Source organism: Streptomyces dangxiongensis (assembly GCF_003675325.1).
GTDB classification, from domain to species: Bacteria; Actinomycetota; Actinomycetes; order Streptomycetales; family Streptomycetaceae; genus Streptomyces; species Streptomyces dangxiongensis.
This window is the reverse complement of sequence record NZ_CP033073.1, coordinates 1,383,788-1,397,607: the sequence shown is the minus strand read 5'-3', so window position 1 is coordinate 1,397,607 and position 13,820 is coordinate 1,383,788. Positions and strand designations below refer to the sequence as shown.

The 13,820-nt window shown below is 73.6% G+C and carries 12 protein-coding genes and 4 pseudogenes; 11 read left to right on the top strand and 5 right to left on the bottom strand.

What is annotated here, in order from left to right; genetic code table 11:
- Nucleotides 1–66: 66 nt before the first annotated feature.
- Nucleotides 67–768, bottom strand: a complete 702-nt coding sequence (locus D9753_RS06135; protein WP_121786078.1) for a Crp/Fnr family transcriptional regulator — start codon at nt 766–768, stop codon at nt 67–69.
- 234 nt (nt 769–1,002) lie between these two features.
- On the opposite strand from D9753_RS06135, the pseudogene D9753_RS39270 reads away from it, so the two are divergent.
- The 10 genes and pseudogenes from D9753_RS39270 to D9753_RS06090 form a co-directional block, all read left to right on the top strand.
- A pseudogene (locus tag D9753_RS39270) lies at nt 1,003–1,187 on the top strand (gamma-glutamyltransferase family protein); the annotation flags it as partial.
- Between the two features lie 106 nt (nt 1,188–1,293).
- The gene (locus D9753_RS06130) at nt 1,294–2,139 is read left to right on the top strand and encodes an inositol monophosphatase family protein (RefSeq protein ID WP_121786077.1); all 846 of its coding nucleotides are present in this window, start codon (nt 1,294–1,296) and stop codon (nt 2,137–2,139) included.
- A gap of 95 nt (nt 2,140–2,234) precedes the next feature.
- Nucleotides 2,235–3,643 (top strand): annotated as a pseudogene (locus tag D9753_RS06125) (phytoene desaturase family protein).
- The gene (locus D9753_RS06120) at nt 3,640–4,152 is read left to right on the top strand and encodes an O-acetyl-ADP-ribose deacetylase (protein WP_121786076.1); all 513 of its coding nucleotides are present in this window, start codon (nt 3,640–3,642) and stop codon (nt 4,150–4,152) included. Before D9753_RS06125 ends, D9753_RS06120 begins: the two are co-directional and overlap by 4 nt.
- A 336-nt stretch (nt 4,153–4,488) precedes the next feature.
- On the top strand, nt 4,489–4,659 hold the full coding sequence (locus D9753_RS06115; RefSeq protein WP_037661814.1) for a hypothetical protein: 171 nt from the start codon (nt 4,489–4,491) through the stop codon (nt 4,657–4,659).
- A 203-nt stretch (nt 4,660–4,862) separates the two neighbouring features.
- Nucleotides 4,863–5,195, top strand: a pseudogene (locus D9753_RS06110) (lytic polysaccharide monooxygenase); the annotation flags it as partial.
- Between the two features lie 223 nt (nt 5,196–5,418).
- Nucleotides 5,419–5,874 carry a DUF7144 family membrane protein gene (locus tag D9753_RS06105; protein WP_121786074.1) on the top strand — a complete coding sequence of 152 codons (456 nt, stop codon included), beginning with the start codon at nt 5,419–5,421 and terminating at the stop codon, nt 5,872–5,874.
- Nucleotides 5,875–6,066: 192 nt separating this feature from the next.
- On the top strand, nt 6,067–6,873 hold the full coding sequence (locus D9753_RS06100; protein WP_121790926.1) for a methylenetetrahydrofolate reductase: 807 nt from the start codon (nt 6,067–6,069) through the stop codon (nt 6,871–6,873).
- A gap of 198 nt (nt 6,874–7,071) precedes the next feature.
- Nucleotides 7,072–8,550, top strand: a complete 1,479-nt coding sequence (locus D9753_RS06095) for an AlkA N-terminal domain-containing protein (protein ID WP_121786073.1) — start codon at nt 7,072–7,074, stop codon at nt 8,548–8,550.
- Nucleotides 8,551–8,559: 9 nt separating this feature from the next.
- A pseudogene (locus tag D9753_RS06090) lies at nt 8,560–9,050 on the top strand (methylated-DNA--[protein]-cysteine S-methyltransferase).
- A 66-nt stretch (nt 9,051–9,116) separates the two neighbouring features.
- On the opposite strand, the gene D9753_RS06085 reads toward D9753_RS06090, so the two are convergent.
- From D9753_RS06085 to D9753_RS06075, 3 genes are all read right to left on the bottom strand, one after another.
- Complete coding sequence (locus tag D9753_RS06085) at nt 9,117–9,878, bottom strand: SIR2 family NAD-dependent protein deacylase (protein ID WP_121786072.1); 762 nt, start codon at nt 9,876–9,878, stop codon at nt 9,117–9,119.
- Nucleotides 9,879–9,942: 64 nt separating this feature from the next.
- Nucleotides 9,943–10,437, bottom strand: coding sequence for an NUDIX domain-containing protein (locus D9753_RS06080; RefSeq protein ID WP_121786071.1), 495 nt, complete (start codon nt 10,435–10,437; stop codon nt 9,943–9,945).
- 28 nt (nt 10,438–10,465) lie between these two features.
- Nucleotides 10,466–11,539 carry an ADP-ribosylglycohydrolase family protein gene (locus tag D9753_RS06075; protein ID WP_121786070.1) on the bottom strand — a complete coding sequence of 358 codons (1,074 nt, stop codon included), beginning with the start codon at nt 11,537–11,539 and terminating at the stop codon, nt 10,466–10,468.
- Between the two features lie 184 nt (nt 11,540–11,723).
- Between D9753_RS06075 and D9753_RS06070 the strand changes: the two genes are divergently transcribed.
- Nucleotides 11,724–12,842: a glycerate kinase family protein gene (locus D9753_RS06070; RefSeq protein ID WP_121786069.1), complete on the top strand. Its 1,119-nt coding sequence runs from the start codon at nt 11,724–11,726 to the stop codon at nt 12,840–12,842.
- A 138-nt stretch (nt 12,843–12,980) separates the two neighbouring features.
- On the opposite strand, the gene pssA is transcribed toward D9753_RS06070, so the two are convergent.
- Nucleotides 12,981–13,799, bottom strand: a complete 819-nt coding sequence (gene pssA / locus D9753_RS06065) for a CDP-diacylglycerol--serine O-phosphatidyltransferase (RefSeq protein WP_121786068.1) — start codon at nt 13,797–13,799, stop codon at nt 12,981–12,983.
- Nucleotides 13,800–13,820: the final 21 nt, after the last annotated feature.

The following is a 13,820-nucleotide window of genomic DNA, read 5'->3' as shown; positions in this document are numbered from 1 at the left end:
GGGAGCGCTCTGCTCTCCCAGAACCGATGGAGTGTGACGACCGTCACTTCGGCGGAGCGTCGCGGATCACCGCACGGCCCGGCCACTGGTCTCGGGACGGCGACTCGCGCGGCGGGTGGAGGCCCGCCGTTGCAGTGTCCTGAGCAGCCAGTGCTCGTCAACGACCTCGATGGATGTCCTGCCGGCCCGCACACAGCCCGGTTCCAGGCGCCGCAGTGCCTCGCTGACGGTCCCTCGCCCCACACCGAGGTGCTGGGCCAGCTCCAGTCGGGTGAGGCGGAAGGAATGGCCGCCGGAGAGGGCCATGAGGCGCAGCAGCGTCGCCGCGAGCCGTTGGTCCAGATCCCCTTCGCCCGCCTCGGTCTGTTCCCGCAGGCGGCTGAGTGCGAGGCGGTTCAGCGTCTCCGTGAGGTCGTACTGCCTTACCAGGTCTCGGAACGCTGCTGCCGGAACCGAAGCGACTTTGCACTTCGTAAGAGTCAGAACGTCGGCGAGCCGGGCATTGCCGTCCTGTACCGCCACTTCGCCCAGCACTTCCCCCGGGCCACGGAAGGACAGCAGTTTGTCACGGCCGTCCACGCTCCTGCGGACCACTTTCACCAGGCCCTGGATCAGGGCTAACACATGCGTCCCGGCTTCTCCCTGCCGCAACAGGGTCTGCCCGGCGGTATGGGACCGATGGGGGAGTGCCGTCAGGCTCCGCCATGCCTCTCCGGGGATCAGATCGTGCAGTGTCCTGGCCTGTGAGAGAAGTGTCTGTTCGCTCATGCGATGAAACTAGAGGACGAGTGAAAGTCGCGGGGCGCAATGATCGTTTCTGTCTGCCGGCTTTCCTCTCCTGCCGGATGCGGCTCGCTTGCGCTCGAAGTCGGGTCCCGTCCGGTGCTGCGAGATCGTACGAGCCCCGCCTGAGCGCCCGCGGCGCTCGGTAACCTGCTCGCCGTTCACCACCCGGCCCACCCTGCACGGCACGTTCGGCATGGTGTCGTCCACCCACTGGCGAGCGTGACCGTCGAGTCCCGCACGACCCGGGGCTGATCGAGGAGCCGCGGCGGCGCGGCCACGACGCGACCGTCGGCCCCGCCTGGTCCGAGGGGCGGCTGTGCGCGGTGGCCCGGGATCCGGCGACCGGCATCCTGTCGGCGGCGGCGAACCCGCGCGGCATGCAGGGATACGCCGTCGGCCGCCGACGCGGGTACGGGTCGTCCGTCCGCTCCGTGCCCTTCATCCCGATGCCACCCGGAGTCCACCCGCGGGGCGGGGACTGTCAGTGGGACGTGCTCTCATGGAGGCATGATCGAAGAAACGGAAACCATCGAGGAGTTTCTCGCCCGCTGCTCGGCCGACGTGGAGGAGGCCGTCCGCAAGGCGGCCGCGGCCGAGATCCTGCCCCGCTTCCGCCGCCTCGCCGAGCACGAGGTGGACCAGAAGAGCGGTCCGCACGACCTGGTGACGGACGCCGACCGCCTCGCCGAGCTGCGGCTCACCGGCGACCTGGGCGCCCTGCTGCCCGGTTCGGTCGTGGTCGGTGAGGAAGCGGTGCACGCCAACCCCGCGGTGTACGAGGCGCTCCAGGGCGACGCGCCGGTCTGGATCGTCGACCCGGTCGACGGCACCCGCCAGTTCGTGCACGGCGACGACGGCTTCTGCACGCTGGTCGCCCTCGCCCACCGCGGCACCGTGATGGCTTCCTGGACGTACGCGGCGGCGCGCGACCAGCTCGCCACCGCCGTGCGTGGCCGGGGCGCCTTCCTCGACGGGGAGCGGCTGTTCGCGGGCCCGCCCGCGCCCGGCCGGGACCTCGCCGTCGCCGTCTCCCACCCGGACTTCACCACCGACGAGCAGAAGCGGGCCCTGCGGGCCCTGTGGACCGACGGCCTCGCACCGCGCCCGTGCGGATCGGCGGGCCTGGAGTACCTCGCGGTCGCCCGGGGCGAGCTGGACGCCGTCGCGTTCTCCTGGGAGGCCGCCTGGGACCACGCGGCGGGCCTGCTCCTGGTCGAGGAGGCGGGCGGCACGCACGTCACGCTGACCGGCGAGCCCTTCCGTGTCACCGGCGGCAACGTGCTGCCGTTCACCGCCGCCCGTGACGCCGCCACCGCCCGCCGGCTGGCCGGCCTGCTGGGCGCGGCGTCCTGAGGTCCGGGGCCACCCGGCCCGGGGGAGGGCGGGCTCCCGGCATATCCTGCTCGCGAATGCCCGTCGGCTGACGAAGGGGTCCGGAGGTGCCGTCGATGCTCGATGCGGTCGTGGTGGGTGCGGGACCGAACGGACTGACCGCAGCCGTGGAGCTGGCCCGCCGGGGCTTCTCCGTGGCCCTGTTCGAGGCGCGGCCCACCGTGGGCGGTGGCGCCCGCACCGGGGAGCTGACGCTGCCCGGCTTCCGGCACGACCCGTGCGCGGCGGCCCACCCCCTCGGCATCAACTCCCCGGCGTTCCGCGCCCTGCCGCTCGACCGGTACGGCCTGGAGTGGCTGCACGCCCCGCTGCCCATGGCCCACCCGTTCCCGGACGGCACCGCGTCCGTGCTGTCGCGGTCGGTGGCCGAGACGGCCGCCTCCTTCGGCCCGCGCGACGCGGGCCCGTACCGCAGACTGGTCGAGCCGCTCCTCGCCCACTGGGACACGCTCGTACGGGACTTCATGTCCCTGCCGCTGACCGCGCTCCCGCGCGACCCCGTCACCCTGGCCCGCTTCGGCCTGGTCGGGCTGCCGCCGTCCACCTGGCTGATGCGCCGCTTCCGGGACGAACAGGTCAAGGCCCTGTTCTCGGGCCTGGTCGCCCATGTGATGGCGCCGCTCGACGGGCTGGCCACCAGCGCCATCGGGCTGGTGTTCGCGCTCGCCGCCCACGCCCGCGGCTGGCCGGTGCCGCGCGGCGGCTCCCAGGCCATCTCCGACGCCCTCGCCGCCTATCTGACGGACCTCGGCGGCGAGGTGCACACCGACTACGAGGTCAAGCGCCTGGACGACCTGCCCGCCGGCGCGCGCCTACGTCTTCGACACCTCGCCCACCGCGCTCGCCCGCATCGCCGGCTTCGGCGACCACTACGCGAACTACCGCTAGCCCCGGCGTTTTCAAGATCGATTACGCCCTGGACGGCCCGGTGCCCTGGACCGCGCCCGAGGCCCGCGTCGCCGGCACCGTCCAGATCGGTGCCAGCCAGGCCGAGATCGGCACCGCCCTGCGCGCCGCCTCCCGGGAGGGCCGCGCCCCCGACAGGCCCTTCATGATCACGGTGCAGCCCAGCGTCGTCGACCCCACCCGCGCCCCCGAGGGCAAGCACGTCTTCTGGGCCTACGGCCATGTGCCGAACGGCTGGTCCGGCGACCTCACCGACGCCCTGGAACGGCAACTGGAGCGTTTCGCCCCCGGCTTCCGTGACCGCGTGCTCGCCCGCGCCACCGCCGGTCCCGCCGAGATGGCCGCCCACAACGCCAACTACGTCGGCGGCGACATCGCCTGCGGCGCGGCCTCCGGACTCCAGTTGCTGCTTCGCCCCCGGCTGTCCCTGTTCCCTTACCACACCCCCCATCCGGCCGTCTTCATCTGCTCCTCGGCCACCCCGCCGGGGCCCGGCGTCCACGGCATGTCGGGACACAACGCCGCCAAGGCCGTCTGGCGCAGGCTGAGGCAGACATGACCCGTCTCACCCTCGTCCGGGGCGACCTCACCCGCCAGCGCGCCGACGCCCTCGTCAACGCCGCCAACTCCTCGCTCCTCGGCGGCGGGGGCGTGGACGGCGCCGTCCACCGGCGCGGCGGTCCCGCGATCCTGGCGGAGTGCCGCGCGCTGCGCGCCTCCCGGTACGGCAGGGGCCTGCCCACGGGCCGGGCGGTCGCCACCACGGCGGGCGAACTCGACGCCCGCTGGGTGATCCACACCGTCGGCCCGGTGTACGGGGCCTCGGACGACGGTCCCGCACTGCTCGCCTCGTGCTACCGGGAGTCCCTCCGGGTCGCCGACGAACTGGGCGCCCGGACGGTCGCGTTCCCGGCGATCTCCACGGGCGTGTACGGGTGGCCGATGGACGACGCGGCCCGCATCGCGACGGAGACGGTGCGGAACACGCCGACCGGCGTCGAGGAGGTGCGGTTCGTCCTCTTCGACGAGCGCGCGTACGAGGCGTTCGCCCGGCAACTGGCCGGATAGACCGCCGCCTGTTGCCCTGTCCACCCGCATGGCGGGGACCGGGCCGCGCAGGGCCATGCCGGGAGGTACCTCCTGCCCCGACGCCGTCACGGGGCACAGGGTCTCGACTTGTGTCTGGTCGAGGACCCCGATTCCGGATGCTCGGCCCGGGAACTGCTCCGCCCCACCCCGCACGCCGACGGAGTTGACGGTTCCCTAGCTGTGACGCGTGAGGCGCGGGAGAGCGGGAACAGCGCACGACGCGCGAGTATGCCCGCTGACGTGAAGAAATAACTCATGTTCCGTGCGCTTGTAGGACTGAAGTAAGGGCATGCGATGGCCAGGAGGTTGATAACAATGGTTCCCCTGCTTCTGGTTCTTCTTCTGGCTCTGATCCTCTTCGGCGCGGGTTTCGCACTGAAGGCGCTGTGGTGGATCGCGGTGATCGTCCTGATCGTCTGGCTGCTGGGCTTCGTTGTCCGGTCCGCGGACAGCGGTGGCCGTAAGGGTCGTTGGTACCGCTGGTAGACGCGGGCGTCGCGGCATTACGCGTACGCCATCCCGAGTTCGTGGGGCCCGGCCGGTGACGGCCGGGCCCCACGTGTCTCCCGCCGCGGTGACGGTCCGCGCCGGACGGCCGGAAGCCACCCCCTGATCGGTGTGGACATGTTCAAGTAACCGCCCTGGCCCGAGGCTTGGTCTAGACCAGCACATGCACCACGGTTCAGCTCACCGACCTCCCCATCAGCAGGCGGCTGCTCTGCGCCGACGGCGCCGTGAAGGGCTGCGGCGAGATCCAGTGGGAGCCGCAGAGCGTCGAGGGCCCCAAGGGCTTCCCGGCGGACGGACCGGCCGACGGGCGACTGTGCTCCGGCGGCGAGAGCCACACCTTCCGCCGGCAGTTCGAGGCGCGGCACGCGCCCTACGGCGGCAAGCAGCCGCCGGCCACCCTCAGCCACAGCGGCACCCTGCCGACCGGGCTGAGCGGCCACCACGTCATCCTCGGCGTGTGGACCATCGCGGACACCGGCAACGCGTTCTACGCCTGCTCGGACGTCACGTTCCGACGCCGGACCCCGAGCACTCCTGAAGCCACCGGCGCGGCCGGCGTGGGCGGGCTCCGCCCCGCCGGCCGCAGCCCCGTAACCGTACGGCGCGACGGCCGCTCACCCGAACGGCGTCGCCCCTGATGCGTCCGGAGGCCGTCTGGCCAACGCTCGGAGTGCCCGCGTGCTCCCCGCGAGCGCGCGGGCACCGGACGGGCGGGGAGGCAGAAAGGACACGCTCATGAGCCAGGCAGCGCAGCCCACCGGACCGGGTCCCACGGGCGGCTCGCGGTCGTCGCGCGGGTCGGGGGACCGGGGCGGCGGCTGGGTGACCGGCGGCGTCACGTTCGCGGGAGTCCTCATGGTGTGCAGCGGCATCCTCGCCCTCCTCCAGGGGATCGCCGCGGTCACCAAGGACCACATCTACGTCCGCATCGGCGACTACGTCTACAAGATGACGCTCAGCGGCTGGGGCACGATCCACATCATCCTCGGCGTCCTCGTCCTCGGCACCGGCATCGGCCTGCTCAAGGACATGACCTGGGCCCGCTTCGCCGGCCTGTTCCTGGCCGCGCTCAGCCTCATCGCCCAGTTCATGTTCCTGCCGTACGCGCCCCTGTGGTCGGTGATCTTGATGGCGCTCGACGTCTTCGTGATCTGGGCCCTGGCCTCCCGGCAGGAAGCGGCCGCCGCCTGACCCGGGCACCCTGGACGGCGGTTGCGGCGGACCGCGTGGCATCATCGGCCCGGGCCAGGACCACGCCGTACGAGGAGCACGATGAACCCCGCCGTCACCGCCCCGTCCGAGGGCGGTGCCCCCTGCCCGCACGGCACCGGGAACCCGGGGACGGGCACCGGCGCCTCCCTGCTGGACGACTTCTCCCTGGAGATGACCGGCAAGGACACGCCCGGGCTGGAGGAGGCACGCGACGCCATCCCGCCGGGCACCCGGATCAACATCACCTTCCTCGCCGGTGAGGACACCGTCACCCGGCTGGCCGCCGCCCGCGCGGTCGGACGGCTCGGGTTCGTACCCGTACCGCACATCTCCGCGCGGCGCCTGCCCTCCCGGCCCGCCCTGGAGGAGTTCCTCGCCGGACTGGCGGCCGACGGCACCGCCGAGAACGTGTTCGTCGTCGGCGGCGACCCCGCCCGGCCGGAGGGTCCCTACGAGGACGCCCTCGCCGTCCTGCGCACCGGGCCGCTCCGGCAGCACGGCGTCCGGCACGTCGGGATCACCGGCTACCCGGAGGGCCACCCCGGGATACCCGGCCCGGTCCTGTGGACGGCGCTCACCCGGAAGGCGGCGGCCATCGACGCCCACCGGTTCACGGGCGACGTCATCACCCAGTTCGGCTTCGACGTCGACCCGGTCCTCACCTGGCTGGAGGAACTCCGCGCGCGCGGCGTGCACCTGCCCGTCCGTATCGGTGTCCCCGGCCCCGCCGGCGTGCGCCGGCTGCTGGGTTACGCCACCCGGTTCGGCGTCGGCACCAGCGCCTCCGTGGCCCGCAAGTACGGCTTCTCGCTGACCAACCTCGTGGGGACGGCCGGCCCGGACCGCTTCCTGCGCGCACTGGCCGACCGGTACGACCCCGAGCGGCACGGCGTGGTGAAGGTGCACTTCTACACCTTCGGCGGCCTGCGCACCACCGCCGAGTGGATCACCCGGTTCCGCCGGGAGCGAGCCGTCTGACGCCGCTCCGCCCCAGTGGGCCAGCGGCACGGGCAGCGCCTTCCGGACGCAGTGGGTCCGCGGTACGGGAGCGCCCTCCGGACGCAGCGGCGACGCGGGCCCGGGTGCTCGGGGTGGTCGGCCGGGTCCCTGGCCAGGCAGACGTACGTGTCGGATTTCTGCCAGCGGCCGGGGTGTCCGGTGGCCCATGCTGGACGCATGCAGACAGGGATGCATCTCGACCGGGAGCAGTGCGTGCAGGCCGTGCGGTCGAAGGACGCGCGGTTCGACGGCTGGTTCTTCACCGCCGTCCTGACCACGCGGATCTACTGCCGGCCCAGTTGCCCGGCCGTGCCGCCCAAGCCGGAGAACATGACCTTCCATCCGAGCGCCGCGGCCTGCCAGCAAGCGGGGTTCCGGGCCTGCAAACGCTGCCGCCCCGACACCAGCCCCGGCTCCCCGGAATGGAACCAGCGCGCTGACCTGGTGGCCCGCGCCATGCGGCTGATCGACGACGGCGTCGTGGACCGCGAGGGCGTCCCCGGACTCGCCGCCCGGCTCGGCTACAGCACCCGGCAGGTGGAGCGGCAACTGCTCGCCGAGCTGGGCGCCGGCCCCCTGGCCCTCGCCCGGGCCCAGCGCGCCCAGACCGCACGCCTGCTCATCGAGACCACCCCGCTGCCCATGGCGGAGATCGCCTTCGCGGCCGGCTTCTCCTCCGTCCGCGCCTTCAACGACACCGTCCGCGAGGTCTTCGCCCTGTCCCCGAGCGAGCTGCGGGCCCGGGCGCCCCGCAGCGGCGCGGGCACCCCGGGCGTGCTCACCCTGCGGCTGCCGTTCCGCGCCCCCCTCAACCCGTCCAACCTCTTCGGCCACCTCGCCGCCACCGCCGTACCCGGGGTCGAGGAGTGGCGGGACGGCGCCTACCGGCGCACGCTCCGGCTGCCGTACGGGCACGGCATCGTGGCCCTCGCCCCGCGACCCGACCACATCGCCTGCCGTCTCACCCTCAGCGACCTGCGCGACCTGACCGTGGCCATCAGCCGCTGCCGCCGCATGCTCGACCTGGACGCCGACCCGGTCGCCGTCGACGACCGGCTGCGCGCCGATCCGCTGCTCGCCCCCCTGGTCGACCGCGGCCCCGGCCGCCGGGTGCCGCGCACGGTCGACGAGGCCGAGTTCGCCGTCCGCGCCGTGCTCGGGCAGCAGGTGTCCACCGCGGCCGCCCGCACCCACGCGGCCCGCCTGGTCACCGCGCACGGCAAGCCCCTGGACGACCCGGAGGGCGGGCTCACCCACCTCTTCCCGACCCCGGAGGCACTGGCCGCCGTCGACCCCGAGTCCCTGGCGATGCCCCGCACCCGGCGCACCACCTTCACCACCCTCGTCCGCCAACTCGCGGACGGTACGCTTCACTTGGGAGTGGAGACCGACTGGGCCGAGGCGCGCGCCCGGCTCCTCGCGCTGCCCGGCTTCGGGCCGTGGACGGTGGACATCATCGCGATGCGCGCGCTCGGCGACCCCGACGCCTTCCTCCCCACCGACCTCGGCATCCGCCGCGCCGCGAAGGACCTGGGCCTGCCGTCCACCCCGGCCGCGCTCACCGCCCGCGCGGCGGGCTGGCGGCCCTGGCGGGCGTACGCGGTGCAGTACCTGTGGGCGACCGACACCCACCCGATCAACTTCCTCCCGGCCTGAAGGAACCCGATGAACCACCACACCGTGACCGACAGCCCCTACGGGCCGCTCACCCTGGTCGCCGACGGCGACGGCGCCCTGTGCGGCCTGTACATGGCCGGCCAACGGCACCGCCCCGGCGAGGATTCCTTCGGGCCGCGCGACGACACCCTGCCCGTCTTCGCCGAGGCCCGGGAGCAACTGGCGCGTACTTCGCGGGCGAGTCGACCGGATTCACCGTCCGGCTCGGGCTGCACGGAACGCCGTTCCAGCGCAGCGTCTGGCAGCAGTTGGCCCGCATCCCGTACGGGGAGACCCGCACGTACGGCGAACTCGCCGACCTCCTCGGCAATCCCCGGGCCTCCCGCGCCGTCGGCCTCGCCAACGGCCGCAACCCCGTCGGCATCATCGTCCCCTGCCACCGGGTGGTCGGTTCCGACGGCAGCCTCACCGGGTACGGCGGCGGCCTGGACCGCAAGCGGCGCCTGCTGGATTTCGAACGCGGCAGCGCACTTTTCTGAGCGGCGCGGCCACGGGGTCCCTCAGAAGCGGGTCCCTCAAGAGCCGGTCCCTCAGAAGCCGGTCCGTCAGGAGCCGGCCGAAGTGCCCCCGCGCCCACCGCTGCCGCTGCCGAGCAGCCGCAGGAGCCGGGGGAGGGCCGTCCCGATCGGTTCGCGGATCACCTCGTCGGCCAGCTCGTCGTACGGCGTCGGTTCCGCGTTGACGATGATCAGCCGGGCCCCGTGGTCGGCGGCGACATCCGCGAGACCCGCCGCGGGGTGGACCTGGAGGCTGGTGCCGACGGCGACGAAGACGTCGCAGGCCTTGCTGATCGCGACCGCGTCGCCCAGCACGACCGGATCGAGGTGCTCGCCGAACATCACGGTCGCCGATCTCAGGATGCCGCCGCAGCGCAGACAGGGCGGGTCGTCCTCGCCCGCCTCCACCCGCGCGATCGCGTCCTCCATGGGGCCGCGCGCACCGCACCGGGTACACAGGACACCGTGCGCACTGCCGTGCAGTTCGAGCACCTTGCGGGCGGGCATCCCGGCCTGCTGGTGCAGACCGTCGACGTTCTGCGTGATCACCCGCACCGGGATGCCGGACCGCTCCAGCTCGACCACCGCCCGGTGGGCCGCGTTCGGCTCGGCCCGCAGCGCACGGTTCGTGCGCCGCATCTGCCACGACCGCCGCCGGATCTCCGGATCCCCCATGTAGTACTCGTACGTCACGAGCTTCTCGGCCTCGGGATCCCGGCGCCACAGGCCGTTCGGCCCGCGGTAGTCCGGGATCCCGGAGTCGGTGGAGACACCGGCCCCACTGAACACGGCGACGAGCGGCTTGGTCATGCGGCCGAGCGTAGGCCGGACCGCCGGCCCGCCGCGAACGGATATCGGGGTGCCGGCCCGGCGGTCACGACACGCGCTGGCCGTTCTCCAGTTCCGCCGTGCCGGAGCCGTCCGCGAGCACGTCCAGGGCGGCCAGCACCCGGCGGCCGAGCGCGCCGGGCAGATACGTGGTGAGGTCGTCGCGCGCGACCAGCCGCCAGGACAGCAGCTCCTCCTCCTGGAGGCGGATGGCCTTCAGGTCGGTCTCGGTGAGCACACCGCCGTCGTACAGGTAGGCCACCAGCGGCGGCCGGCCCACGCCGCGCACCCAGTCCACCGCGAGCAGCCGGCCGAGTTCCCGGTCGAGCCCGATCTCCTCCAGCGTCTCCCGGCGCGCGCCCCGCCGCGGGGTCTCCCCGTCGTCGGACTCGATGGTCCCGCCCGGAAGCGCCCAGCCCTCACGGTAGTTGGGTTCGACGAGCAGCACCCGGCCCTCGGCGTCCCGGAAGAGCGCGGCGGCACCGGCGATGATCCGGGGCAGGCTCGCGATGTACGTGGCGAAGTCAGGAGTCGTGGTCATCCAGGAAGGGTAACCAGCCGCGGGCCGGCTATGTCGCGTCCGCCGCCAGGCGCAGGGTACGCTCGGCCAGCGCACTGATCCGTACGCCGTCGAAGCCGAACACCGCGCTACGGACCGTGTCCTCCAGCGGATCCCGCCACGGCGCCGGAATGGCGTCCGCCCCGGTGAACACGCCGGCCACCGAACCGGCCGTCGCCCCGTTGGAGTCGGTGTCCAGGCCGCCGCGCACGGTGAGGGCGATGGTCCGGGTGAAGTCGCCGTCACCGTACAGCAGCCCGGCGGTCAGGACGGCCGCGTTGGGGACGGTGTGGATCCAGCCGAGCCCGGCGGTCTCCGTGGCCACCGTGGCCACCGTCTCCTCCCAGGGCAGCCGGGTCTCGTGCAGGGCCGCGACCCGCCGCACGGTCCGGGCGAGGCGGCTGCTCGCGGGGATCACGGCGAGCGCGCTGTCCAGCGCGCCCCGCACGGCCGGGGCGGTGAAGGCCGCCGCGATCAGCGCCGCCGCGAACATCGCGCCGTACACCCCGTTGCCGGTGTGCGACAGCACCGCGTCCCGGCGGGCCAGGCCGGCGGCCCGGACGGGATCGCCCGGACAGGTCCAGCCGTACACGTCGGCGCGGATCAGCGCGCCGATCCACTCCTGGTACGGGTTGTCGTACGTCGCCGTCAGCGGCGGCTTCAGCCCGTTCGCGAGGTTGCGGTAGGCCGCCCGCTCAGCCGTGAACGTCTGGAGGTACGGCAGCCTGAGCAGCCACAGGTCGCCCACCTGCTCGGTGCTGAAGGCGAAACCGTGGGTCTCCAGCAGGTGCAGGCCGAGGATCGCGTAGTCGATGTCGTCGTCCCGGGAGCTGCCGTGGATCCGGCCGCGCACACACAGGCGCCACTCCGGGCGCAGGTCGGCGGCCTCGGCCGGGTCGGCGGGCTCGGGGAGGTAGTCGGTCAGCGGCAGGGCCGCGGCACGGCGCAGATAGCGGTCGATGCGGTCGCGGGTCCACACCTCGCCCTGCTCCACCGGCTTGCCGAGCATGTTGCCGGCGATCCGGCCGAGCCAGCCGCCGTGGATGCGGTCGGCGAGGCCGGGTCCGGTGCGCTGGGTGCTCATGACAGGCGTGTACCCACTTTGCCGGGCCGGCGCGCGGCGGCCTTCCCACGCTTCGGGCGGGGCATGACGGCGGAGGTGTCCTGCGGTTATGGTCGCAGCGGCGCGACTGGCCCCGACATGCGCGGGGCCCGGAGAGCAAGGGGAGGACAAGGTGGCGGACGTTGCAGGGAACGAGCACCGTCGGGTGCTCATCGCCGCGGACAAGTTCAAGGGCTCGCTGACGGCCGTGCAGGTCGCCGAGCGGGTGACGGCCGGGCTGCGCCGGGTCGCGCCGGACCTGTGGGCCGAGTCGCTGCCCGTGGCCGACGGCGGCGACGGGACCGTGGACGCGGCCGTCGCGGCCGGTTTCGAACGGCGCGAGGTGCGGGTCGCCGGGCCGCTCGGCCAGGAGGTGACGGCCGCCTTCGCGCTGCGCGAGGGCACCGCGGTCGTGGAGATGGCCGAGGCGAGCGGGCTCCAGCGCCTCCCGGCGGGTGTGTTCGCGCCGCTGACCGCCTCGACGTACGGATCCGGGGAACTGCTGCGGGCCGCGCTGGACGCGGGCGCGCGCACGATCGTGTTCGGCGTCGGCGGCAGCGCCACGACGGACGGCGGCGCGGGGATGCTGTCCGCGCTGGGCGCCCGGTTCCTGACCGAGGACGGGGAACCGGTGCCGCCGGGCGGCGGCGGCCTGGCCGGCCTGGCCCGCGCCGACCTCTCCGGCCTCGATCCCCGGCTGGCCTCGGTCGAACTGGTGCTGGCCAGCGATGTCGACAATCCGCTGACCGGGCCGAAGGGCGCGCCGGCGGTGTACGGCCCGCAGAAGGGGGCCACGCCGGACGACGTGGCGGCCCTGGACGCGGCCCTCGCCCACTTCGCCGCGGTGCTGGAGGCGGAGGCCGGGCCACGGGCGGCGGAGTACGCCGCGGCACCGGGCGCGGGGGCGGCGGGCGGCATCGGCTTCGGCGCGCTGCTCCTGGGCGCCCGTTTCCGGCCCGGCATCGAGGTCATGCTGGACGTGCTGGGCTTCGCACCCGCCCTGGAGCGGGCGTCACTGGTGATCACCGGCGAGGGCTCGCTCGACGAGCAGACCCTGCACGGGAAGGCGCCGGCGGGGGTCGCCGCGGCGGCGCGGGCCGCGGGCCGGACGGTGGTGGCGGTGTGCGGCCGGCTCGCCCTGCCGGAGGAGGCGCTGCTGCGGGCCGGCATCGAACGGGCGTACCCCCTGACGTCCGTCGAGCCGGACGTCGCCCGCTGCATCGCGGAGGCGGGCCCGATCCTGGAGGAGCTGGCGACCCGCATAGCCAAGGACTACCTGAGCTGACCCCAGCGTCCCGGCCGCGCCGGCCCGCGCCCACCCGGCCGGCTTCTCGGCACTCCGGCTGGGCTGCACCGGCACCGGGCGCCGACAGAGCGAAGGGCCCCGGATCCTCGTCGGATCCGGGGCCCTTTCGGCGGGGCGTCACGGCAGGTGCGTCGCCCGCGCCTCGCGCCGGTTGTCGCGGAAGTTGTTCACCCGGCGGGCCGTGGCGAACAGCGGGATGACCGCGCCCATGACCAGTTGGAGCGCGCAGCCCGTCTGGAGCAGTAGCTGACCGCCGGGGGCGTCGAAGGCCCACGCGGCCAGGAGGCCCATCGACAGCACGATCCAGCCGAGCACCGCGCCGGCGAGGCGGCCCCGCGGCTTGGGGTACTCCACGCGGCTCACCATCAGCCACGCCGTCCCCAGGATCGCCAGCAGCGTCGCCACGAACGGCAGTTCCAGCAGCACGATCGAGACGACCGTCAGCGCGCCGAACGGCGAGGGCATGCCCTGGAACGTGCCGTCCTTCACCGTCACGCAACTGAACCGGGCCAGTCTCAGCACCACCGCCAGCAGCACCACGATCGCGCCCACCGCCGCCACCCGCTGGTGCGCGTCGTCGGCGACCATGCCGTAGACGAGCACGAAGTAGGCGGGGGCGAGCCCGAAGCTGATCAGGTCGGACAGATTGTCCAGCTCGGCGCCCATCGGGGAGGAGCGCAGCTTGCGCGCCACCAGGCCGTCGAACAGGTCGAAGACCGCCGCGCAGAGCATCAGGATGACCGCCGTGGCCGCGCTGTGGCGGCCCATGCCGGATTCCTGGCTGCCGGTGAGGTGCGGAATCAGGATGCCGGTGGTGGTGAAGTACACCGCCATGAACCCGCAGGTGGCGTTGCCCAGTGTCAGCGTGTCCGCTATCGACAGGCGAAGAGAGAGAGGCATCTCCTCGTCGTCGTCCACGTCGTCGGCCTCGGGCACCCAGCCCGCCTGGGTCTCCGG